Annotated in this window: 20 protein-coding genes; 9 read left to right on the top strand and 11 right to left on the bottom strand. The window is 69.8% G+C overall.

The window, feature by feature from the left end; translation table 11 throughout:
* Positions 1 to 20 precede the first annotated feature (20 nt).
* The 3 genes from LI336_RS03595 (at position 21) to LI336_RS03585 (ending at position 3,765) form a co-directional block, all read left to right on the top strand.
* Positions 21 to 2,534 (top strand): penicillin acylase family protein, encoded by a 2,514-nt coding sequence (locus tag LI336_RS03595; protein WP_227131256.1) that lies wholly within the window; start codon positions 21 to 23, stop codon positions 2,532 to 2,534.
* Positions 2,531 to 2,869 (top strand): hypothetical protein, encoded by a 339-nt coding sequence (locus LI336_RS03590; protein ID WP_227131255.1) that lies wholly within the window; start codon positions 2,531 to 2,533, stop codon positions 2,867 to 2,869. Before LI336_RS03595 ends, LI336_RS03590 begins: the two co-directional genes overlap by 4 nt.
* Before the next feature lie 74 nt (positions 2,870 to 2,943).
* Positions 2,944 to 3,765 (top strand): class I SAM-dependent methyltransferase, encoded by an 822-nt coding sequence (locus LI336_RS03585; RefSeq protein ID WP_227131254.1) that lies wholly within the window; start codon positions 2,944 to 2,946, stop codon positions 3,763 to 3,765.
* Positions 3,766 to 3,789: 24 nt separating this feature from the next.
* On the opposite strand, the gene LI336_RS03580 is transcribed toward LI336_RS03585, so the two are convergent.
* From LI336_RS03580 to LI336_RS03545, 8 genes are all read right to left on the bottom strand, one after another.
* A complete protein-coding gene (locus tag LI336_RS03580) occupies positions 3,790 to 4,929 on the bottom strand; it encodes a methionine synthase (RefSeq protein ID WP_227131253.1) in 1,140 nt (379 codons plus the stop codon).
* Positions 4,926 to 5,924, bottom strand: a complete 999-nt coding sequence (locus tag LI336_RS03575) for a 5-methyltetrahydropteroyltriglutamate--homocysteine methyltransferase (RefSeq protein ID WP_227131252.1) — start codon at positions 5,922 to 5,924, stop codon at positions 4,926 to 4,928. Before LI336_RS03575 ends, LI336_RS03580 begins: the two co-directional genes overlap by 4 nt.
* 98 nt (positions 5,925 to 6,022) lie before the next feature.
* Positions 6,023 to 6,601 (bottom strand): HemK2/MTQ2 family protein methyltransferase, encoded by a 579-nt coding sequence (locus tag LI336_RS03570; RefSeq protein ID WP_227131251.1) that lies wholly within the window; start codon positions 6,599 to 6,601, stop codon positions 6,023 to 6,025.
* Positions 6,598 to 7,998, bottom strand: coding sequence for a mechanosensitive ion channel family protein (locus LI336_RS03565; protein WP_227131250.1), 1,401 nt, complete (start codon positions 7,996 to 7,998; stop codon positions 6,598 to 6,600). Before LI336_RS03565 ends, LI336_RS03570 begins: the two co-directional genes overlap by 4 nt.
* Positions 7,995 to 8,831, bottom strand: a complete 837-nt coding sequence (locus tag LI336_RS03560) for a 16S ribosomal RNA methyltransferase A (RefSeq protein ID WP_227131249.1) — start codon at positions 8,829 to 8,831, stop codon at positions 7,995 to 7,997. Before LI336_RS03560 ends, LI336_RS03565 begins: the two co-directional genes overlap by 4 nt.
* A gap of 93 nt (positions 8,832 to 8,924) precedes the next feature.
* Positions 8,925 to 9,488, bottom strand: a complete 564-nt coding sequence (locus LI336_RS03555; RefSeq protein ID WP_227131248.1) for a DUF655 domain-containing protein — start codon at positions 9,486 to 9,488, stop codon at positions 8,925 to 8,927.
* A gap of 49 nt (positions 9,489 to 9,537) precedes the next feature.
* Entirely contained in the window at positions 9,538 to 9,894 is a 357-nt protein-coding gene (locus LI336_RS03550) for an RNA polymerase Rpb4 family protein (RefSeq protein WP_227131247.1), read from the bottom strand.
* A gap of 1 nt (position 9,895) precedes the next feature.
* The gene (locus tag LI336_RS03545; protein ID WP_227131246.1) at positions 9,896 to 10,186 is read right to left on the bottom strand and encodes a 50S ribosomal protein L21e; all 291 of its coding nucleotides are present in this window, start codon (positions 10,184 to 10,186) and stop codon (positions 9,896 to 9,898) included.
* Between the two features lie 433 nt (positions 10,187 to 10,619).
* Between LI336_RS03545 and LI336_RS03540 the strand changes: the two genes are divergently transcribed.
* The 4 genes from LI336_RS03540 (at position 10,620) to LI336_RS03525 (ending at position 15,653) form a co-directional block, all read left to right on the top strand.
* Complete coding sequence (locus LI336_RS03540) at positions 10,620 to 11,972, top strand: ribonuclease J (protein WP_227131245.1); 1,353 nt, start codon at positions 10,620 to 10,622, stop codon at positions 11,970 to 11,972.
* The gene (gene idsA3, locus LI336_RS03535; protein ID WP_227131244.1) at positions 11,972 to 13,027 is read left to right on the top strand and encodes a geranylfarnesyl diphosphate synthase; all 1,056 of its coding nucleotides are present in this window, start codon (positions 11,972 to 11,974) and stop codon (positions 13,025 to 13,027) included. Before LI336_RS03540 ends, idsA3 begins: the two co-directional genes overlap by 1 nt.
* 157 nt (positions 13,028 to 13,184) lie before the next feature.
* Positions 13,185 to 13,811, top strand: a complete 627-nt coding sequence (locus LI336_RS03530) for a DUF8159 domain-containing protein (protein ID WP_227131243.1) — start codon at positions 13,185 to 13,187, stop codon at positions 13,809 to 13,811.
* Positions 13,812 to 13,922: 111 nt separating this feature from the next.
* Complete coding sequence (locus tag LI336_RS03525; RefSeq protein ID WP_227131242.1) at positions 13,923 to 15,653, top strand: glutamate--tRNA ligase; 1,731 nt, start codon at positions 13,923 to 13,925, stop codon at positions 15,651 to 15,653.
* A 29-nt stretch (positions 15,654 to 15,682) separates the two neighbouring features.
* Here the strand turns inward: LI336_RS03525 and LI336_RS03520 are convergent, their stop codons facing one another.
* From LI336_RS03520 to tmcA, 3 genes are all read right to left on the bottom strand, one after another.
* A complete protein-coding gene (locus LI336_RS03520; protein ID WP_227131241.1) occupies positions 15,683 to 16,393 on the bottom strand; it encodes a hypothetical protein in 711 nt (236 codons plus the stop codon).
* 28 nt (positions 16,394 to 16,421) lie between these two features.
* The gene (locus tag LI336_RS03515; protein ID WP_227131240.1) at positions 16,422 to 16,907 is read right to left on the bottom strand and encodes a DUF456 domain-containing protein; all 486 of its coding nucleotides are present in this window, start codon (positions 16,905 to 16,907) and stop codon (positions 16,422 to 16,424) included.
* A gap of 88 nt (positions 16,908 to 16,995) precedes the next feature.
* The gene (gene tmcA / locus LI336_RS03510) at positions 16,996 to 19,344 is read right to left on the bottom strand and encodes a tRNA(Met) cytidine acetyltransferase TmcA (protein WP_227131239.1); all 2,349 of its coding nucleotides are present in this window, start codon (positions 19,342 to 19,344) and stop codon (positions 16,996 to 16,998) included.
* A gap of 117 nt (positions 19,345 to 19,461) precedes the next feature.
* Between tmcA and LI336_RS03505 the strand changes: the two genes are divergently transcribed.
* Positions 19,462 to 19,908, top strand: coding sequence for a DUF5518 domain-containing protein (locus tag LI336_RS03505; RefSeq protein WP_227131238.1), 447 nt, complete (start codon positions 19,462 to 19,464; stop codon positions 19,906 to 19,908).
* A 235-nt stretch (positions 19,909 to 20,143) separates the two neighbouring features.
* Positions 20,144 to 22,582, top strand: a complete 2,439-nt coding sequence (locus tag LI336_RS03500; RefSeq protein WP_227131237.1) for an integrin alpha — start codon at positions 20,144 to 20,146, stop codon at positions 22,580 to 22,582.
* Positions 22,583 to 22,584 lie beyond the last annotated feature (2 nt).

Here is a 22,584-nt window from a genome sequence, read left to right as displayed (position 1 = left end):
GGCCTGTTCACACCCACGGTATGGTCTCCGAGACGACGCGTCGTGCGCTCCTCTCCTCGGTGCTGGGCGTGGGCGTCGGCGGGATGGCGTTGACGGACGCGCGACAGTTCCTCGCGGACTTCGCGCCGCTCTCCGGCTCGACGTGGAACGCCGACGCTCGACGGGTCGACCGCGAGGTCGACTCGCCGTACGGCGACGCGACGGTCCGGTACGACGACCACGGCGTCCCGCACGTTTCAGCGAGCGACGAACGCGCGGCGTACTACGCCGTCGGGTACGTCCAGGCGAGCGACCGCCTGTTCGAGATGGACCTCCTGCGACGCGTGATGCGCGGCGAGCTATCGGCGGTGTTCGGCGAGGTCGCCGTCGACTCCGACCGGTTCAACCGCCAGATGGACTTCGCCCGTGCCGCGGAGGTGACGTGGGACGCCGCGAAGGACGGACCCGCGGCGCCCGCGAGCGAGGCGTTCGTCGACGGCGTGAACGCGTACCGCGAGGACGCCGACCGGCCCGTCGAGTTCGAACTCCTCGATTACGACGCGGACCCGTGGACGCCCGTCGACTCCATCCTCGCACAGAAACAGATCTCGTGGGGGCTCACGGGGAGTTTCGCGACGCTCCGTCGGGCCGCGGTCGCGGACGCGTTCGACCGCGAGACCGCGGAGACGCTGTACCCGCTCCCGGACGCCGACAACCACGATTCGCCGATCCTGCGGCCGGGCGACCGCGAGCCGAACCCGCCCGGTGGCGAGTCCGCCACCGTGAGCGGTCGAGCGTCCGCGACGTCGAGGAGTCGACGACCGACGGGCGCCGGGACGGGTAAGAGGGTCGACCCCGACCTCGTGTCGTGGCTCGAGGGCTTCGAGTCCGAGGACGGCGTCGGGTCGAACTCGTGGGTCGTGCACGGCGAGTACACCGCGTCCGGCCAGCCGGTCGTCGCCAACGACCCGCACCTCGACCTGCGCGTGCCGCCGGTCTGGTACGAGCAGCACGTCGTCGTCGACGGCGAGCGCGACGTCCGCGGCGTGACGTTCCCCGGCGTTCCGTTCGTCATCATCGGTCGGAGCGACACCGGCGCGTGGGGCTTCACGAACGCCGGGTACGACGTCATCGACTTCTACACGTACGAGACGCGCAACGGCGGCAGCGAGTACCGGTACGGCGACGAGTTCCGCGAGTTCCAGACGCGCGAGGAGACCATCCCGGTCGCCGACGGCGAGGACGAGACGGTCGAGGTGACAAAGAGCGTGCACGGCGCGGTGCTCTCGCGGAGGAGCGACGGCGACGCGCTCTCCGGGACCGACGGGCGCGTCGGCGTCCAGTGGACGGGGCTATCCGCGGCGCGAACGATCGAGTCCATCTACGACATCGGGCGCTCTGCGGGCGTCGACGACGTGCTCGACGCCCTCCCGAAGTTCGACGAGCCCACGCAGAACTTCGTGTACGCCGACCGCGACGGCCGGACGCTGTACTACACGACCGGGACGGTGCCCGTCCGGCGGACGGACGGCGACCCGGTCGCCGCGACCCGGCCGTTCGACGGGTCGGCGCGCGAGGGCGAGTGGCGCGGGTTCGAGCCGTACGGCGAGACGGACTGGGCGGCCGCGGACACCATTCCGTTCGAGGAGATGCCACACAGCGTCGACCCGGGGTACCTCGCGACCGCGAACCAGCGCGTCACGGACGACCCGCCCGCGCACCTCTCGGAGGGGTACGCGTCGCCGTTCCGCGGCGCGCGCATCTACGAGCGCCTCGACGAGCGCGCTGGAAGCGGCGAGGCGATGACGCCCGCGTTCCTCCGGGACGTCCAGCTGGACGCGGTCGACCGCCGCGTCGACCACCTCCGGCCGCTCCTCGAGGACGCGCGCGGCGAGGTGTCGGGTGCGGTCCGCGAGGAACTCGACGCCGTGCTCGCGTGGGACGGCGAGATGACCACGGCGCGCCGCGAACCGCTCGTGTTCGCGTTCTGGGCACGCGAGCTCGGTGAACGCGTCTTCGAGCGACGATTCGAGGACGCCGACCTCGACGTCGGCACGCCCAACGACTGGGTGCTCGGGAACCTACCGGAAGACAGCGAGTGGTTCGTGCCCGCGGACGGGAGCGACCCCGACCGCGGCGCCGTCGCCGCCGCCGCACTCGCCGACGCGCTCGACGCCATCGACGAGGCGGGCCACGAGACGTACGGCGACTACAACCGGACCGCGCTCACGCATCCGTTCGAACGCGAGTTCCTGAACTACCCGGCGTACCCGACTGACGGTTCGCCGACCGCGGTGAACAACTTCCGGCGGGAATCGATGGTCGGCTCCTCGTGGCGACAGGTCGTCCCCGTCGGCGACGACGGTTCGGACGCGATGGCGGTACTGCCCGGCGGGAACGACGGCGACCCGCTCTCCGCGAACTACGCGGACCAACTCGACGACTGGGCCGCCGGGCGGTTCCGCGAGTTCGGCCTGGACGCACCCGACGGCGTGGACGTCCGGTTCACTGGCGACGACGGGGACGCCGGCGACTCGGGGGGTGACGGCGAATGACGGACCTCGCCACCGAACTCGGCTCGACGCTCTCGAACCCGCGACGTGCGGGCCTGACCGCGCTCGCGGTCGTCGTCGGCGTCGCGCTCGCGAGCGTCCACTGGCTCGGCCTCGTCGTCGGCGGCGCGCTCGTCGCGCTCCCCCAGGGCTCGCTGCCCCGCGGCCTCCTCGCCGGGTTCCTGTTCGGCGGCGTCGTCCTCTCCGTGTTCCTCGTCGACCTCGCTGCTGCGGGCGCGGCGGGCGGCTTCCTCCGGTTCGGGCTCCTCCGCGACGTCGCCGTCGCCATGGCACTCGGCCTGCCGACGTTCGGAGCGCTCGCCCGCGGCCTCCGGTAACGCCCCAACCGACCGCACGTGACGCCCTCGCACGCCCGGGGAAAGCACTTGACGCGCGCGCGACTCCGACCGGTATGGACGACGACTACCGCGCGACGAACCGCGCGAACTGGAACGAGCGCGTCAGCGTTCACCCCGACACCGACTACTACGACGTCGAGGGCTTCCTCGCGGGCGACTCCAGTCTCTACCCGATGGAGCGCGAGGAGCTCGCGGACGTCGTCGACGACGACACCACCCTCCTGCATCCGATGTGTCACTTCGGGCTCGACACGCTCTCGTGGGCGCGCGAGTGCGAGGAAGCGGTCGGCGTCGACTTCTCGCCCAGCGCCGTCGAGAAGGCGCGCGACCTCGCCACCGACGCCGGCATCGAGAACGCCACGTTCGTCGAGGGCGACGTCCTCGACCTCGACCTCGACCGCGAGTTCGACGTCGTCTTCAACACGTTCGGCGTCGTCGGCTGGCTCGACGACCTCGACGCCCTCGCGGAGACGGTCGCCGACCACCTCCGACCGGGCGGCACGTACTACCTCGCGGACGTCCACCCCTTCGCGGAGCCGTTCCACGACGTCGACGCCGACGGCTGCCAGTTCGGCGACTGGGGGTTCTCGTACTTCCGCGACGACCCTCTGCACCTCGACGCCGACGGCTCGTACGCCGACCCCGACCAGTCCTTCGAGCACACCGAGACCGTCCAGTTCGTCCACACCATGGGCGAGATAGTGACCGCACTCTGCGACGCCGGCCTCGACGTCGAGTTCCTCCACGACCACCCCTGGGCGGACTTCCCGATGTACGACCGGATGGAACGCGACGACCACGGGCGCTGGTGGCTCCCCGACGACGTCCCCGTCGAGCTGCCACTGACGTTCTCGCTGCGAGCGACGAAAGGATGAGTTCCTGCGGGCCGGCGTACGCGGTCAGTCGTCGGCCTTCGCGGGTGCGGCGTCGACCTGTATCTCGCCGGCGTCGAGGTCCGCTTCGACCTCGCGGGCGGCGGTGACGAGGTTCGCCATCTTCTCGTAGGCGACCTCCCGGGGCAGGAGCTTCAGCCCACAGTCCGGGGACACCACGAGCTGCTCCGGCGGGACGACCTCCAGCCCCTTGCGGATGTTCGCCTTGATCTCCTCGACGGTCTCGACCTCCGCGACGTGCGCGTCGACGACGCCGAGCGCGAGGTCAGCGGTGAACGCCGGGTCCTTGAAGACGTCCAGCTGGTCGTAGTCGCCGTTACACAGCTCGAGGTCGAACTCGTCGACGGGGTACTCCAGCACCTCCGGGTAGATGCGCGAGTAGTCGCCGTAGCAGACGTGGAGGCCGACGCGGACGTCCTCCGGGATGTCGTCGACGATGTGCTCCAGGCACTCGCCGACGATGGCGTGGTCGTCCGGCGTCGTCGCGAGCGCCGGCTCGTCGATCTGGATGTAGCGCGCGCCGGCGTCGACGAGCTTCTGGATCTCCTCGTTCACGAGGTCCGCGAGGTCCACCGCGAGCGATTCGAGGTCGTCGTACGCCTCGTTGAAGCTCCAGTTCGCGAGCGTGTACGGCCCCGTGATGGGGACCTTCACCGGGCGGTCGGCGACGTCGGCGGTGAACTCGTACTCGTCGACGAGCCACGTCTCGTCGTACTCGACCTCGCTCACGACGCTGGGCTTGTCGAAGTAGTTGTGGCCCCAGACCTTCACCGGGCCGTTGAACTCGTAGCCGTCGATGCGGTGCGCGAAGAACTCCACCATCTCGTTGCGCCGCATCTCGCCGTCGACGACGACGTCCAGCCCAGCTCGTTCGTGTTCCTTCGTGATGAGGCGGCTGGCGTCGTCCTTCGCCTCCTCCCAGGCGTCCTCGTCGAAGTCCGGGAGTTCCTCGGCGTGGTCGGCCTGGTGCTCGCGGGGCTTGGTCGTATCGCCGCCCTGGTAGAGTTCGCGAGCGCGGTCGAGCCACTTCGGCTTCGGGTAGCTCCCGACGACCGTCGTCAGGAGGAAGTGCTCGTTCTCGTGGCCGACCGGCCGGAACTGGTCCTTGCCGTTGGGGTCGTCGTGTCCGTCGGTCGCGTCGGTCATGCTTCCACCTCCGCGAGCGAGACGGCGTCACCGAGGACGTCGAGCTTCGCCTCGTACTTCGCGTAGGGCAGGTAGAACAGCTCGGTGTTCGTCGTCACGTACGTGGTGTCGAAGTCGGCGCTGACGGCCTGCTCGTGCACCCAGTCGACGCGCTCGCGGACGACCTCGGGGTCCTCGACGAGCGTGTTCTGGCCGTCGACGAGCCCGAGCGAGACGTCGTCGGTGGTGCCGTACTCGTTGATGTTGTAGAGGTTGTCCTCGTGGTTCGCGACGAAGTCGTACCCGAGGGCGTCGACGTCGGCGTCGAGCAGGTGCGCGTGGGTCTTCTCGTCGAGCGCGCCCCAGTACGGCTGGACGACGACGTCGGCGTCGACGGCGTCGGCGACCGTGGTGACGGCCTCGGCGAGGGTCCCGGCGACGTCGTCGTCGGGCGCGTTCTCGACGAGCGACGGTTCGAGGAGGAACAGGGTCTCAACGTCGGGGAAGGCGTCGGCTTCACCGGCGAGGAACTCGCTGATGGCGGCGAGGAACTCGACGTCGTCGTCGTAGTGCTCGTCGGTGGCGAGGTCCGCGAGCGAGTAGGGGCCGGGGAGGACGGCCTGGACGGGTTCGTCGGTGAGCGCGGCCGTCGCGTCGAGTTCGTCGGCGACGTCCCCGGAGAACGAGAGGTCGCCCTTGACGACGGGCTCGCGGTAGAAGTTGTTGTTGTCGTAGTAGCGGACGATGCCGCGGGTCTCCACGTCGTCGTGGACGGTGAGAGGATGTGCGAGCATGTCGTCCCAGCGGAGCTGGCCGTCGACGACGCGGTCGAGCCCGGCGTCGACCTGCGCGTCGACGACCTCGCCGCGGGCGGTGGCGTAGGCGTCGCGGACGGCGTCGGCCTCGTCGCCGTCGACGAGGTCTTCCTTCTGGTGGCCTTTGAGGTCGGAGAGGTCGGATTTCGCCCAGTCCGGGAGCGGGAACAGCCCGGGTGTGGTGGCGACGAGTTCTGTCATGCGTGATACCGCGTAGGAAATGCGGCTGTTTAATATTTACTGTCTACACAAATGAGCCACAGTAATTGCACCTCGTGTGGACGAGTCACGCACCCGGCCTACGCCGGCACGAGCTTCAGGACCGACAGCGTCTCGAACGGGTACGACTCCTCGCGGAGCGCAACCGCCGAGAACCCGCACTCGCCCGCGAGCTCGACGACCTCGTCGACGCCGGTCAGACTGCTCACGAGCACGAGCACGTACCCGTCGGCGGCGAGCACGCGCGACACCGACTCCACGAACGGGTCGACGACCGCACGCCCGTCCTCGCCACCCGTCAGCGCCGTCTCCATCCAGTCGTCCCGCGCCGCCGCCGCGTCCTCCGGCAGATACGGCGGATTGAACAGCACCACGTCGAACGCGCCGTCGCGGAACGGCGCGACGAGGTCCGCGCGCACCGCCGCGACGCCACGGTCGCGAGCCTGCCGGGTCGCGTGCGGGTTCACGTCCGACGCCACCACGTCCGCACCCGTCTCCGTCGCGACGCGCTCGGCCACCCACCCCGACCCCGTCCCGACCTCCAGCACGCGGTCACCCGACTCGACCGCGTCCTCGGCGACCGACGCCAGCAACGCCGAATCCTCCGCCGGCTGATAGACCTCCGTCTCCACGCCACGACGCTCCGCGAGGTCCGTCACGACGACCCCTCCCCGTCGTCGACCGCAACGTCGGTCCCGCCGCCGTCGTCCGCACTGCCGTCGCTCTCGTCGTCGGCGCCGCCGTCGCCCCCGGTAGCCCTCTCGTCGTCGCCGAGAGAGACGCGTCCCTTCGTGAACGTCATCCCGAGGTCGTCGCCGCCGAGCCCGAACCCGCTCTCGCGCGCCCCGGCGCCGTCGGGCGTCGGCACGTCCTCCTCGGTCGGCTCCACGGCCGCCTCGGGCTCCGGGTCCGCATCCACGCCGCCGTTCTCCACCGGCACCGACTCCGCAGTCTCCGCGTGCCGGAACCCACCCGTCTCCGCACGCCCCGACAGCTCGCGCTGCGGGAACGGAATCTTCACGCCCGCCTCGTCGAACTCCGCCTTCACCGACTCGACGACCGCCGTCCGCGCCCGCCACTTCCGGCGCGCGCTCGGCTTGTCGATCCAGAACCGACACCCGAGCACGACCGCCGAATCACCGAAGCGCTTGACGACCACCTGCGGCGTCGGCACCGACAGGATGGCGTCCAGGTCGTCCATCGCCTCCCCCGCGAGCGCCGTCGCCGTCGGCACGTCCGTATCGTAGTCCACGCCGACCTCCACCTCGATGCGGAGCCGGCCCTTCCGCGACCGGTTCACGACCTCCTGCCCGCTCACGATGTCGTTGGGTATCATCACGTACTCGCCGTCGAACGTCTGCACGCGCGTGTTCACGATGCTGATGTCCGTCACGATCCCCTCCTTCTCGCCGATCTCCACCCAGTCACCGATCTCGAACGGCCGCGCGAACATCAACACGAACCCCGCGAGCACCGCACCGAGCGTCTGGCGAGCGGCCATCCCGACGACGATACCGAGGAAGCCAGCGCCGACGAGCACGCCCGTCAAGTCCACGTTCCACAGGCCGAGGACGATCGATATCGCCGTCACCCAGAGGACGATCTGGAGGACGCGGTACGTGATCTCGACCTCGTGCTGGTCGAACGCCTGCCGGTTGCTCACCCAGCCGTCCACCAGCCGTCGTCCCGCGCGCGACAGCAGGTGCGTGACGACCGTGATGACGACCGTCGCCGCCAGGTTCGGGCCGTCGATGAACTCGAGACCGCGCGTCGCCCGCACCACGTCGTCAGCGAGCTGCCAGACGCCCATCGACACGCCGATCGCCGTGAAGAACGTCGTCCCGACGACGACGACCGTCACCACGTCCGCCGTGACGTCGGTCAACCGCTCGCGGAGCCACGTCTGGACCTGCGTCGTCACCCACCCGATGCCCGTGAGGACGCCGAGCGCGACGAGCGTCACGAGCGTCCGCGTCACCGTCGTGTCGAACACGCGCGACAGCTCGTTCAGCGACCGCGCGACCTCCATGGCGACCGACGCGTCGGACTGTATCATTCCGCATCACGGCCGACGTCGGCCGCGAGCGCGGCGAGCGCGGCCAACTCCCCGGGGGAGACCTTCCCCGGCCGCATCCCCATCAGGTCCTCGTCGGCCGCGTCCACGACCGCGGAGCCGTCGTCGAGCCCCGAGATGTGGACGGTGTTCCGGACCGCGTTCCGCATCGTCTTCCGGCGCTGCGTGAACACCGCCTTCACGAAGTCGAGGAAGAACTCCTCGTCGTCGACCACGTAGTCGGGGTCCCGCGGCATCGCGCGGACGACCGCGCTCTCGACCGCCGGCTGCGGACTGAACGCCTCCTTCGGGACCGGCTCGACGATCTCCACGTCCGCGTAGTGCTGCGCCGAGACGGACAGCCGCCCGTAGTCGTCGGTGCCCGCGTCGGCGACCATGCGCTCCGCGAACTCCTGCTGGAACATCAGGACGAGCGGTTTCTTCAACGGCAACAGTCGGAACGCGATCTGGCTGGACACGCTGTACGGAAGGTTCGCGACGCACGCCGAGAACTCGGGGAGCTCGACCGCCAACGCGTCCCCCTCGACGACGTCCAGGTCGCCCGCCGCTATCTCGTCGGCGAACTCCTCGCGGAGGAAGGAAGCGAGCTCGGGGTCGCGCTCCACCGCCGTCACGTGCTCGGCCTCGGCGAGGAGTCGCGCGGTCAACGCACCGTTCCCAGCACCGATCTCGAGCACGTGCTCGCGGACGCCCTCGCCCTCCGGCAGATACGACGGCAGTCGGTCGAGCACGCGGTCGTCAACGAGGAAGTGCTGGTCGCGGTTCGGGTCGCCGCGCACGCCAGCACGAGACAGCAAGCCCTCAGGGTCTCTCATCGATTGCACTCGGCTAGTACGCGAGGCGGCGTAAACCCAGCGGGACGTCCTTCGCGGCGAACGAGACCGTCGCGACGCCCCGAACGCAGCGACTCAGGCGTCCTCGTCGCGACCCACGAACGTCTTGTACTTCAGGTCGTCCTCGCGGACCTCCTCGAGGATGCGTTCGACGAGCACGCCCACGGGATCGTGCAAGCCCTTCACGCGGTCCTCGAGGTCCTCGAAGCTCTCGAAGGGCTTGCGCTTGCGTTCGTCGAGGATCGTGTTCCGGAGCTTCTTCCCGATACCCGGCAGGAGGTTCAGCTGGTGGAGGCGGAGCGTGATCGGTTGCGCGTCGTTGTAGAACGCCACGAACCGCCCCTCGTTGGCCTCCACGAACTCCTCGACGATGTACTCGAGCTCGGACTGCGCGCTCCCAGAGACGTCCTCGTAGTCCACGGGATACACGCCACGGATCTCGTCGCCGGCCGGCTCGATGACGAGTTCGTCGTCCATCCCGACCTCCGGCGTCTCCTCGAACACGACCTCTTTCAGCGTGAAGTCGCGGACGTCGAGCGCGTACGCCATCGGCCGCGAGCCGTGTCGACCGTCCGAGCGCCCGTTCGGGAAGATATCGAGGACGACTGCGACCCGCTCTTCGGCGGTTGAATCACTCATGATAGTAGCAGTTACGACGACGACGTATTTAAAAGATGGCGGCAGGGACTCAGACGTACTTCGCGAGAACGTTCAGGATCTCGTCGAGTTCGTCGCCGTCGAGCGTGTACCGCTCCTTCGCGAACACCGACCGCAGCTCCGTGCGGTCCTCCGGCAGGAGGTTCGCGATCTTGTACGCCGTCGCCTCGTCGACCTTCTCCAGCTCCTGGAGCTCCTCGACGAGTTCGAGGGACTCCTCGGGCTCCAGGACGGTGAAGCGATTGACGTGCTCGATGGCGCGCGCGAGCTCGTAGCGCATCTCGCGGTCCTCGTCGAGCGCGCGGTCGGCCTCCACCTCGTCGAGCAGTTCCTTCGTCTCCGCGAACGTCAGGAACTCCTCGTCGAGCTTCTCCTTGAATATCGTCATCCTACTGCTGAGCCTTCAGGTGCGCGGCCGCGGCGATGATGGTCTTCTCCTTCCCGCCGTCGTTGATGAGGACCTTGAACGCGGCGCCCTGCTTGCCTTCGACCTCGCCCGTGAGGCCGTTGAAACGCGGGTGGAAGCGACCGTCAGCGACCGACGGGTCGATCTTCAGGTGGACCTTCTGGCCCGTCTCGAACTCCTGAATCGCGCGCTGGGGCGGGGACGTGCCGCGCTCTCGGGGATGGTTCTTGAGCTTGTTCCGGGTCTTCTTGCGGGGTCCGTGCGAGTTCGGCATAGTCGTACACCTCAGTTCCGTCGTCGTCGTTATAAAACGCACGTTCCTCGCCCGCTGGCCGGCCGCGGCCTCCGGCGCGCCCACGATGGGCCCGCGCCTGCGACGAGCCCGCTGGCGCTGGATAGTGGGTGCGGGGGCGCTGGATAGTGGCAGTCGGGTGGTGCCTGGTCACCCAACCCGCTGTCTTTTTACCCTCCGAGTGAGAAAGCCGAGATACCACAACGCCCGCGGGTAAGTGTTTCGCTCGGAGTCGGGCTCGCCGCCGGCCGGTTTCGCGGCCGTGGACGAGTGAAGCATAGCGGGTTGCACGCCGACGTGCTGCAAGACGCCGGGGCCCCTGCAATCGGACAACCGCGGGTATTTGCATACCGGAGCCGCCCTCGGGGGCGGCCGACAGCGCTCGCCGCCGCGGCGGGGTTTCAGTGCGTTAGCTATGGAAATCGAAATCGCCACAATCGGCGGCTACGAGGAAGTTGGCCGCCAGATGACCGCAGTACGAGCCGGGAACGACGTCGTCATCTTCGACATGGGCCTGAACCTGTCGAAGGTCCTCATCCACGACAACGTCGAGACCGAGAAGATGCACAGCCTCGACCTCATCGACATGGGCGCCATCCCGGACGACCGCATCATGTCCGAGATCGAGGGCGACGTGCAGGCGATCGTGCCGACGCACGGTCACCTCGACCACATCGGCGCCATCAGCAAGCTCGCGCACCGCTACAACGCGCCGATCGTCGCGACGCCGTTCACGAACGCGCTCGTCAAGCAGCAGATCGAGGGCGAGCAGAAGTTCGGCGTCGAGAACGACCTCGTGGAGATGGAAGCGGGCGAGACGATGAGTATCGGCGACAGCGGGCAGGTCGAGCTCGAGTTCGTGAACGTCACGCACTCCATCATCGACGCCATCAACCCGGTGCTCCACACGCCCGAGGGCGCCGTCGTGTACGGCCTCGACAAGCGGATGGACCACACGCCGGTCATCGGCGACCCCATCGACATGAAGCGCTTCCGCGAGATCGGTCGCGAGGGCGAGGGCGTGCTGTGTTACATCGAGGACTGTACGAACGCGAACAAGAAGGGCCGGAACCCGAGCGAGGCGACCGCGCGCCGGCACCTCAAGGACGTCATGTACTCCATCGAGGACTACGACGGCGGTATCGTCGCGACGACGTTCTCGAGCCACATCGCTCGCGTCAAGAGCCTCGTCGAGTTCGCGAAGGACATCGGCCGCCAGCCCGTCCTCCTCGGTCGTTCGATGGAGAAGTACTCGGGGACGGCGGAGCGCCTCGGGTTCGTCGACTTCCCGGACGACGTCGGGATGTTCGGGCACCGCAAGAGCGTCGACCGGACGTTCAAGCGAGTGATGAACGAGGGGAAGGGCGACTACCTCCCCATCGTCACGGGCCACCAGGGCGAGCCGCGCGCGATGCTGACGCGGATGGCGCGCGGCGAGACGCCGTACGAACTGGAGGACGGCGACAAGGTCCTCTTCAGTGCGCGGGTCATCCCGGAGCCGACGAACGAAGGCCAGCGCTATCAGGCCGAGCAGCTCCTTGGCATGCAGGGCGCGCGCATCTACGACGACATCCACGTCTCCGGGCACCTGAACCGCGAGGGCCACTACGAGATGCTGCAGGCGCTCCAGCCCCAGCACGTCATCCCGGCGCACCAGGACATGAGCGGGTTCAGCGGGTACGTGAACCTCTGCGAGAACCAGGGCTACAAGATGGGTCGCGACCTGCACGTGACGCGGAACGGGAACCTCATCCAGCTCGTGGAATGATGACAGACCCGAGTACGCGGGAGGAAGCGGTGCTGTCGGCGGTCGAAGCGCGCCGAGAGCACGTGAACGCTGCCATCCCGGAGGAACTCCCGATAAAGCGTCCGGAGCGACTCTACGAGGCCTCGCGGTACCTGCTGGACGCGGGCGGGAAGCGCCTGCGGCCGACGGTCCTGCTCGCGGTCGGCGAGGCGCTCACGGACGTCGACGGCCTGAGCGAGGACGTCGACTATCGCGCGTTCGAGGACCTGACCGGGGAGCCGGTGGACCTGATGGCGGCGGCGGTGAGCGTGGAGGTCATCCAGTCGTTCACGCTCATCCACGACGACATCATGGACGACGACGAACTCCGGCGTGGCGTGCCCGCGGTACACGAGGAGTTCGGGCTCGACACCGCGATCCTCGCCGGGGATACGCTGTACTCGAAGGCGTTCGAGATCCTCCTGGAGACGGGTGCGCCCGCGGAACGGTCGGTGGATGCACTCCACATGCTCGCGTCGACGTGCACGAAGATCTGCGAGGGCCAGAGTCTGGACGTCGCGTTCGAGCAGCGCGGTGACGTGGTGCCCGACGAGTACATGGAGATGATCGAGCACAAGACCGCCGTCCTCTATGCGGCGTCGGCGGCGATGGCGGGCATCGTTCTCGGCGCTGACGAGGAGACCGTCGACGCCCTGTACGGGTACGGGCTCGACGTCGGGCGTGCGTTCCAGATCCAGGACGACGTCCTCGACCTGACGGTGCCGAGCGAGAAGCTCGGGAAGCAGCGCGGGTCGGACCTCGTGGAGAACAAGCAGACGCTCATCACGGTGCACGCTCGCCGACACGACGTGGACGTGGACGCGCTCGTCGAGACCGACGACGTGGAGGCGGTGACGGAGGCGGAGATCGACGATGCGGTCGAGCGCCTGCACGAGGCCGGGAGCATCGAGTACGCGAATCAGACGGCGCGCGACCTCGTCGAGCAGGGGAAAGGTCGACTCCAGCGCTTGCCGGAGAACGACGCGCGGCGCTTGCTTGAGGACCTCGCGGACTACCTCATCGAGCGCGAGTACTGACCGTCTCGACTGCTCTCTGCACGCGTTTACGGTCGACTGCTCGGCACTCGTTTCTGGTTGACTCCTCGCGGCACGCGTTTCGTGGTGCGTTTCGAGCCGTGAGTCGAGCGTCGATTCTCTCGGCGGTGCTTTTTGTATCGACGTGGTAGCTGGGTGTATGCCAGGGGACGAGACGACCACGGGTGACGGGAGATCGGACGCGGACGTTGGCGAGAGCGGCGACGGTGACGCCGAGGGCGTCGACGGCGACGTCGAGAGCGTCCACGGTGACGCCGAGAGCGAGGACGGCGGGTTCGACGTGTCTCGCCGGAAGGTACTGGTCGGTGGTGTCGGACTGTTCGTCGGTGCGGGCGTCGGCGCGAGCGCGACGTTCGCGACGTCCGGCCCGGACCAGATCCGCAAGCAGACGCCGAACAGCGACGGGAAGGGAACGCTCGGTGAACTCCGGTGGATCCTCGAGGAGAAGCACGCGCTCTCGGTGACGAGCATGGTCCGGGACGGTGACACGGTACGGTTGGCGTACGAGTCGGCGGCGTCGTCGCGCGCGGAGTCGCGCCGCGAGATCGGCGCTGTCATCTCGGCGTACGGCCTCATCGTCGCGAACGACGGGCCGACGGCGAAGCTCTCCGCGGACATCGCTCGCGCGTTCGAGGAGCAGGCGACGAGCTATCACGTCCAGGCGAAGTGGGTGAAGAAGTGGCGGTCGGGCGGCCTCTCGGACGCGGGCCTCGCGCAGCGCGTGTTCAACACGCGTCGGTTCCCCGAGGGCGTCGGCTCGAACTGACGCGGGGTCGAATCGACACGGACTGCCGTCGTCGGTGCGCGCTGGCGTGGTTGCGGTGTCGGTCGCGGAACATCGGGGCGGTTTTTACGTGGCCGGGAGTACGTCGCGGTAATGGACGAGGATCTTCGAGCGCGCGTCGAGGAGGCTGCAGAGACGGCCGCGTTGTTCAACGCGGTCAAGCACGAGAGCGACGCGGCGGTGGGTGCGGTGATGGGGCCGTTGATGGGCGAGAACCCGGCGTTCCGCGAGCATTCCGACGAGGTCCCCGGCGTCGTCGGTGGCGTCGTCGGGCGCGTGAACGACATGAGTCACGAGGAGCGCGTCGAGCGCCTGCAGGAGCTCGCGCCCGAGCGCTACGAGGAGCTGATGGCCGAGGACGAGGACGACGACGGGCCGCTCCCGGACCTGCCGAACGTCGAGGACTATGACGAGGTCCGGATGCGGTGTGCGCCGAACCCGAACGGCCCGTGGCACCTCGGGAGCGCGCGGATGCCGGCCGTCATCGGGACGTACAAGCAGATGTACGACGGGTGGATGCTCGTTCGGTTCGACGACACGGACCCGGAGACCAAGCGCCCGGACCTGTCGGCGTACGACGAGATCATCGAGGCCGTCGAGTACCTCGGGTTCGAGCCCGACGAGGTCCTGAAGGCGAGCGACCGCGTGGAGACGTACTACGAGCACGCTCGCGACCTCATCGACGCCGGCGGCGCGTACACGTGCTCGTGTTCGGGCGAGGACTTCTCGGAGCTGAAGAACGACGGCGAGCCGTGCCCGCATCGCGACAAGGACGTCGAGACGACCCGCGAGGAGTTCGCGGCGATGGTCGACGGCGAGTACAGCGCGGGCGAGATGACGTTGCGCGTGAAGACCGACATCGACCACAAGAACCCCGCGTTGCGGGACTGGGTGGCGTTCCGGATGGTGGACACGCCGCATCCCCGCGAGGAGGCGAGCGAGTACCGGTGCTGGCCGATGCTGGACTTCCAGAGCGGCGTCGACGACCACCTGACGGGCGTCACACACATCGTGCGCGGCATCGACCTCCAGGATTCGGCGAAGCGCCAGCGGTTCCTCTACGACTACTTCGACTGGGAGTACCCGGAGGTCGTGCACTGGGGGCACGTCCAGATCGACGCGTACGACGTGAAGATGAGCACGAGCACGATCAAGGAACTCGTCGACCAGGGCGAGCTCGACGGCTGGGACGACCCGCGTGCGCCGACGGTGGCGAGCGTCCGCCGCAGGGGTATCCGCGGGGAGGCGCTCGTGGACGCGATGCTCGAGCTCGGGATGTCGACGTCGGACGTGGACCTGGCGATGTCGAGCGTGTACGCGAAGAACCGCGAGTACGTCGACGAGGACGCGACGCGCCGGTTCCTCGTCCGCGACCCCGTGGAGGTCCCCATCGACGGCGAGGGACCGGCGAGCGCGCACCCGCCGCTGCATCCGGACTTCGAGGACCGTGGCGACCGCGACATTCCCGTCGGCGACGCCCTCGTCCTCGAACCGGGTGACGTTCCGGACGCTGGCGACCGCGTCTGGCTGAAGGGCCTCGGTTGCGTCGAGGCGGTCGACGGCGGTGACGCGCTCGCGTTCACGGACGACGACCTGTCGGTCGTCACCGACGGCGACGTCGACGTCGTGCACTGGGCGCCCGCGGACGGTCCGACGGTCCGGATGCGGACGATGGACGGCGACGAGCACGGCGTCGCCGAACCCGGACTGGTCGACCACGCCGTGGACGACGTCGTGCAGTTCGAGCGCGTCGGCTACGCGAGAATCGACGATCTCGACTTCGACGGCGACGCGGACGTGCAGACGTACTTCGCGCACCCCTGACCGGTCGTCGACGCTCCTTCTCGATCGGTTCAGGCGTGTTTCGTGACGCTCGCGGGGTCGAGGAACCGGAGCGCTCCGTCCTCGGCGGGGTCGAGCCGCCAGTCGTCGCCGTCGCGGGCGAGCGTGCCGACGACGGCGACCGGTCGGTCGACGGGGACGACGGTGACGCGGTACGTGCGGTGGGTGCGTCCGGGGAGGATGCCGCCGGAGAGGACGCGCGCGGCACGCGACCGGTCGGTGTCGAGTGCGGTGAGGACGTCCGCGGTCGCGGCGGGGACGTCGTCGGCGTCGTGGAGGACGCGCCGGTGCGTGCTCCGGGCGTCGTCGACGACCGGTGAGTGTGCAGTCGGCGGGTCGACGTGGACGGTCTCGCCGTCGACGTCGAGGCGGAACGGCGCGACCGCGCGGACGGTCGTGACGTGCCCGAACGGGCTGGCGACGCGGACGGCGAACGCGACCGCGTCAGCGTCCGCGAACGGCGCGTCGAGCGGACTCTCGGTTCTCGGCGTCCCGACGACGGCGACCGGGTCGGAGTCGGTGCTATCGGTCGTTGCGGCGTCGGTTCCTGCGGCGTCGGTCGCCGCCGCGAGGCCTGCTGCCGTCGAGATGGGGCGCGTCGGCTGGACGGTCGGTGGGGAGCGGTCGCCGAGCGCGAACACGCCGACGAGGACGAGTGCGACGGTGGCGACGACGACGAGCGCGAGCGCGTTCCCGGCGAGGAACTCGACGAACGTCGTCATCCTGCGCTCTCGATGTGGTCGTCGGTGGTCATACGACGAGAGCGAGTGCGAACGTCGCGAGCATCCCGAACGCGAGCATGACCTGCACGACGATGCTGCCGAGCGCACCGAGCGTCGAGTAGACCGCGGCCCGGGTCGCGTGCTCGGCGTTCTCGCGGTACGCTTCGACGAGGAAGACGGTGCCGGCGAGACCGACGATGAGCCCGATCGGGCCGACGGCGAAGAACGCGACGAACCCGACGACGCCGCCGAGGATGCTCGCCGTCCACGACGCGCCGCCGTACTTCGCGGCGAGCGTGCCGGCGAGCCAGTCCGCGACGACCGCGACGACGCCGACGACGACGAGCGCGACGAGCACGAGCGTGCTGACGCCGGTCCCGCCGCCGAACGCGTAGACGAGGACGCCGGCGAGACTCACGAGCGGACCCGGTACCGACGGGATAGCGCTCCCGACCACGCCGAGCGCGAGGAGGGCGAGCGCCGCGACCGTCACCACGTCCAGACCGAGGAGCATGCGTGCTGGTAGCGCCAGAGCGCCGAAGAACGTTCCGGTCGTCACCCCCTCCCCGGTCGACGCTCGATGCCTGGGGTGATGCCCCCGGTCAGTCCGTATAGCGCTCGCGTTCGCGGAGCGCGTCCTCGTCGCCGTACGCGTCGACGAGCGGCTGGACGGCGTCGCCGAGCGCTCGCATGCAGGCACCCGGGGAGACGTAGTCGAGGGCGTCGGCGACCGCGGGCCACGGTCGCGCCTGGAGGACGCGCTCGACGAGCAGGCGCTCCTCGCGCGCGTCGAGCGCGCCGGCGCTGCCGTCGGGGTCGACGAGGTGCTTCGTGGCGAGGTCGCGGAACGGCCCGGGTGCGACGTCGAACAACCCGGGGCCGTAGGACGCGCCGACGATAGTCCGCCACGCGGGCGGCGAGAGGTCGACGTCGACGTCCGCGTCGCATGCCCGCAGCGTCGCCCGGACGACGTCCGGGTCGCAGTCCGCGAGCGCGTCAGATAGCACGCCCGGGACGCGCTCGGCGAACCACTCGGCGTGCCGGTCGTGGAGCGCGCGGCCCGCGTCGCTCGTCGGGTGGAGGACGACGGCGGAGTACTCGCCGCTCGCGTCGTTCCGCGTCGTCGAGAGGTGCACGCTCCCGTAGCCGTTCTCTCGCCAGAAGTCGACGAGGTCCGGGGTCGCCCCGAACCCGGAGCCGAGCCAGTCGACGTCGTCGCCGACCTCCGCGCGCAGTTCCGCGAGGAGGTGCGAGGCGAGGCCGCCCCTGCGGACGGCGTGATGGGTCGCGATGCGGACGACGCGGTACCCGACGGTCTCGGCGGCGCGTTCGTCCCGGAGCTGGCTCGTGAGGACATCCGGGAGCATGTTCCCCTTCACGCGACCGCCCTCGTACATGCTCGCGCGGCGGTCCGCGGACAGGTCGCCTTCGCGAGCGAGGAGCGCGACGCAGGCGACGTGGTCGTCGTGGGTGAGCGCTCGCACGGAGAGGTTCGGCGCGTCGAGGAGTCGTGCGAGGTCGTCTGGCTCGGTCCGGTAGTGCGCGAGCACGAGCGACCCGAAGACCTCCCGGAGCAGGTGCTCGTCCGCGAGGAGGTCTTCGGGATCGAGTTCGCGGTACGTGACCGACTCCGGGGTCGCGTCGACGACGAGCGAGTCGACGGGCGGTCGGGCGTCCAGGAGGAGCGCGCGGAACGCCCACACCTCCACGGGGTCGCCCGCCGCGTACCGGATGGGCGTCACGAGCTTCGACTCGACGACGTCGTGCGCGCCGTCGTCGAGCCGGCCGCGGAACCGGACGTCGAACCCGCGGCCCGTGCCCTCGTAGCCGTGAACGGTCGTCGCGTACGCCACGCGGTCCGCCGCGAGCGTCGCCTCGAGCCGTCGCACGGGCACCGTCGCCGCCTCGTCCACGACGAGGACGTCCCCGCCAGTGGGGTCCGCGACGACGTCGGCGAGGGACGCGAAGCGGACGCGTCCGCCCGCGTCGTCACCCATGGACACCCCGGACGCGTCGGGGTCGGTGGCTCGCAGGTCGTACTCGCCGGCGTGGTCGCCGGCCGCGTCGAGCGCGTCGAGGAGTTCGAGAGCGCGCTCGAAGACCTCGCGGCTCCCCCGGCGCTCGCTCGCGGTCACGACCACGTCGTCGCCGCGCGCCGCGAGCGCACCGGCGGCCAGTCCCGCGGCGCTCGACTTCCCGCGCCCCCGGTCGGCCGCCACGACGACCGCGGACCCGTCGTCGAGCAACGCCTCCAGGTCCGCGACCGCCGCCGCCTGGTCGACGGTCCGGCACGCCTCGTACGCCGCCGCCGGGTATCGAGCGTCCGCTGGCGGCGACGGCTCGGGCGTCGGCTTCGCCGGCGGCGGGTTCGTTCGCCCGTCTGAGAGGAGGCGGCCACCGCCGTCGCGCTCTTCGGCGGTGTCGTCGACGTCGACGACGCTCACGCCGCGGTGTGCTCGCGCGAGCGCGACCAGCCGTCGCCTGAAGTGCCCGGTGACGTCCTCGAGCCCGAACGGTGGGACCGCCATGCCCTCGTCGAACCCGTCCCGGATATCCGGCCACGCGTCCACGTCCGGCGCGAGGACGACGAGGAGGCCGCCGCCGTCGACGACGCCGACGACGCGTCCGAGCGCGTTCGGCCGGCACTCCGCGTGGCAGTCGAGGACCACGACCTCGCGCGTACGCCCGAGGAGTTCGCCGGCGCGACGCGTCCCGACGTGCTCGCCGGCGAGGAAGTCCTCCGGGCCGACGACCGTCGTCTCGCTCACGCCCACCGACAGTGCGTCCACCGCGTCGTGCGCTCGCGACCGCGTCTCGGCGGGGTCGCCGGCGAGCACGAGCACGCGACGCTCGTTCGCTCGCTCGGCCTCCGCGTGCAGCGCTCGCGCGTACTCGCCGATTCGGACGCGTTCCCCCTCGGCGTCCACTCCGTCCGTCCCGTCCGCGTTCATACCGGAACGGTCGACGCGCCGGCAGAAACAGGTGTCCATTCCCGAGTCCACCCGCCGAGACGGCTGCATGACATCCACGCCCGAACGAATAAGTGACGCGTTGACATAATTGGGACGATGCACTCCTCGGGTAACACCTTCGCGAACGCGGTCGTCGGCGCGGTCGTCGCGCTCGTCCTCGTCGTCCTCCCGTTCTCGCCGGCCGTCGGCGGCGGAGCCGCCGGCTACCTCCAGCGCGGACGCCTCCGCGACGGCGCGACCGCCGGCACCGTCACCGGCCTCCTCGTGGCGTTCCCGCTGTTCGTCGGTGTCGTCCTCCTGGCACCACTGTTCGTGTTCGCACCGGCCGGCGTCCCGTCCATCCCGACGAACCCCGTCGTGTTCGTCGTCCTCGCACTGCTCGCGACGGTCACGTACGCGGTCGGGAGCGCGGCCGTCGGTGGCGCCGTCGGCGCGTACCTCGCCGCGGTCCGACACCACGACGCGGACGCGTCGACGACCGACGGACTCGACGCCCGGCCAGGGACCGAGTCGGGACGCGACCCAGCGCCGACCGAGGACTGAGCGGCGCTGCCGCGACGCCCCGGCTCGAACCCGCACTCCCTCGGCGACGACGTCCTCACGGTAACTGGCGCTTTTCTCGTCGCGGGACGACCCAGACGCGCGTCGCTCCTGGGTTCATCGACCGAACGCGCCACCGAGCCTGCACGGAGTAAGCTCCGCCCTCGACGCACGCGAGCGTGCTTACTCGCGAGATACGTTGCCATAACAAAGGAACGGAACCCCGATACCTCCGACCATGCCGCGAGTACACCCGGCTCCGGACGCGATGGTCGGTCGCTGGCTCGTCCTGGCGGTCGTCGGCGTCGTGTTCGTCGGCGCCGCCGCCGCGACCGTCACCCCGCTCGTCGCGGACGTCCCCAGCTCGGACGCGAACACGCCAGACGCACCACTGGCCACCGACGCAAGCGCACTCCCCAGTGACGACGCGTTCGCCGGCGAGCGCTCGCTCGCGACGGCGAACGCGACGTTCAACGGCGCTGGCGCGAACGACTCCTTCGGCGCCGCGGTCGCGAACGTCGGCGACCTGAACGACGACGGCCACGCCGACGTCGCGGTCGGCGCACCCCGGAACGACACCGCGGGCATCGACGCCGGCGCAGTCTACGTGTTCTTCGGTCCGATCGACGACGGCGACGTGACCGCGTCCGACGCGGACGTCGTCCTGCACGGCGAAGCGCCCGCGAGTCGCGCCGGCGCGGCGCTCGCGAGCGCGGACGTCGACGGCGACCGCATCCCCGAACTCGTCGTCGGCGCGCCGAACGACGACGCCGCCTTCCGGAACGCCGGCGCGGTGTACGTCCTCGACGAGACCGATCTGGCGGCGAACGTCTCGCTCGGAACGGCCACGTGGACGCTCCACGGGGTCGCTCGCGACGACCGCGCCGGCTACGCGGTCGCGGGCGTCGGGAACCGGAGCGACGACGCCCCCGACCGCGTCGTCGTCGGCGCCCCGGGGAACGACGCGGCAGCTGAAGACGCCGGGACCGTGTACGTGCTCGAGACGCCGCCCGCGGGGACGACTTCGCTCGCGGCCGCGAACGCGTCGCTCCGCGGCGAGGCAGCCGGCGACAACGCGGGCTGGTCGGTCGCGTCCGCGGGCGACTTCGACGGCGACGACGACGCCGACGTGATCGTCGGTGCACCCCGGAACAACGCGACCGGGGTGGGGTCCGGCGCGGCGTACGTCCTGACCAACCGGTCGCTCGCTGGCGAGTCCTCCCTCGCGGACGCGGCGGTGACGTTCGCTGGCGCGAAGCGACGCGACGGCGCGGGCTGGGCGGTCGCCGGCGCTGGCGACGTGAACGGCGACGGCGTCGACGACGTCCTGGTCGGCGCACCGTTCAACGACACGAACGGGAACCAGGCCGGCGTCGCGTACGTCGTCACCGGGAGCGACGACGTCGACGGGACCGTCCCGCTGAACGGGTCTGCGCTCGCCGCGTACGGCGAAGGCACCGGCGACCGCGCGGGCTGGGCGGTCTCCGCCGCCGGTTCGGGCGACCTGACGTGCGACGGCTACGCGGACGTCCTGGTCGGCGCGCCGCTGAACGACTCGACGGTCGACGACGCCACACTGAACGACTCCGGGGCAGCGTACCTCCTCGAAGGTGCCGCCGACCTCGCCGACGAACGCGAACTCGCCGACGCGGACGCGACGTTCCGCGGCGTTTCCGCGGGCGACCACGCAGGGTGGAGCGTCGCGGACGTCGGCACCGTCACCGAGAACGACACCGAAGACGTCGTGATCGGCGCTCCGGACGCCGACACCACGGGCGTCGACGCTGGCGCCGCGTATCTCCTCGACGGCGGTTGCGTCCCTTCCAGCGAACGCCCACCGGAGACGACGACCGAGGAACCAACGACGACGAAGACGACGGAGCCCACGACGACGAAGACGACGGAGCCCACGACGACGAAGACGACGGAGCCCACGACGACGAAGACGACGGAACCCACGACGACGAAGACGACGGAACCGACGACGACGAAGCCGACGAAGACGACGAAGCCGACGAAGACGACGGAGCGGGTGAAGGCACGCGTCGTGTTCAACGGCTGCGGGAACGCGGTCGTGTACGCGTCCGGCGTCGACTATCCCCTCACGGTGAAGGTCCAGGTGTACAACCCCGGGAACGGCCCTAATGCCGGATACCGGGTGTACTCGGACACGCTCCGGGGCTCGGGCGATAGCGTCGCCGGCCAGGGCGGGAAGCTCGTCGCGATCTCCGTCCAGGACGTCGGCGCGTTCAGGAATCCCACGTTCGAGGTGACCGGGGGATCAGCGCGCTGTCCGGGCGGCCAGAAGCCCGGCGAACCCATCGACGAGTTCCCCTGGCGCGACGACCAGAAGGACGGATACGACGACGACGATCACGACCAGGAGGACGATGAGGACGAAGAGGGCGACGACGATGACGAGGACGGCGATGATGAGGACGAGGAAGGCGACGACGATGACGAGGACGGCGATGATGAGGACGAGGAAGGCGACGACGATGACGAGGAGGGCGACGACGATGACGAAGAGGGCGACGACGATGACGAAGAGGGCGACGACGATGACGAAGAGGGCGACGACGATGACGAAGAGGGCGATGACGACGACGAGGAAGGCGACGACGATGACGAGGAAGACGACGACGATGACGACGACGCGGTCTATCCGGTCCGTTGATA

Origin of the sequence: Halorubellus salinus (genome assembly GCF_020567525.1) — an archaeon.
GTDB lineage: Archaea > Halobacteriota > Halobacteria > Halobacteriales > Natrialbaceae > Halorubellus > Halorubellus salinus.
Note: the sequence above shows the minus strand (reverse complement) of the source record. Positions and strands in the feature narration are given on the sequence as shown.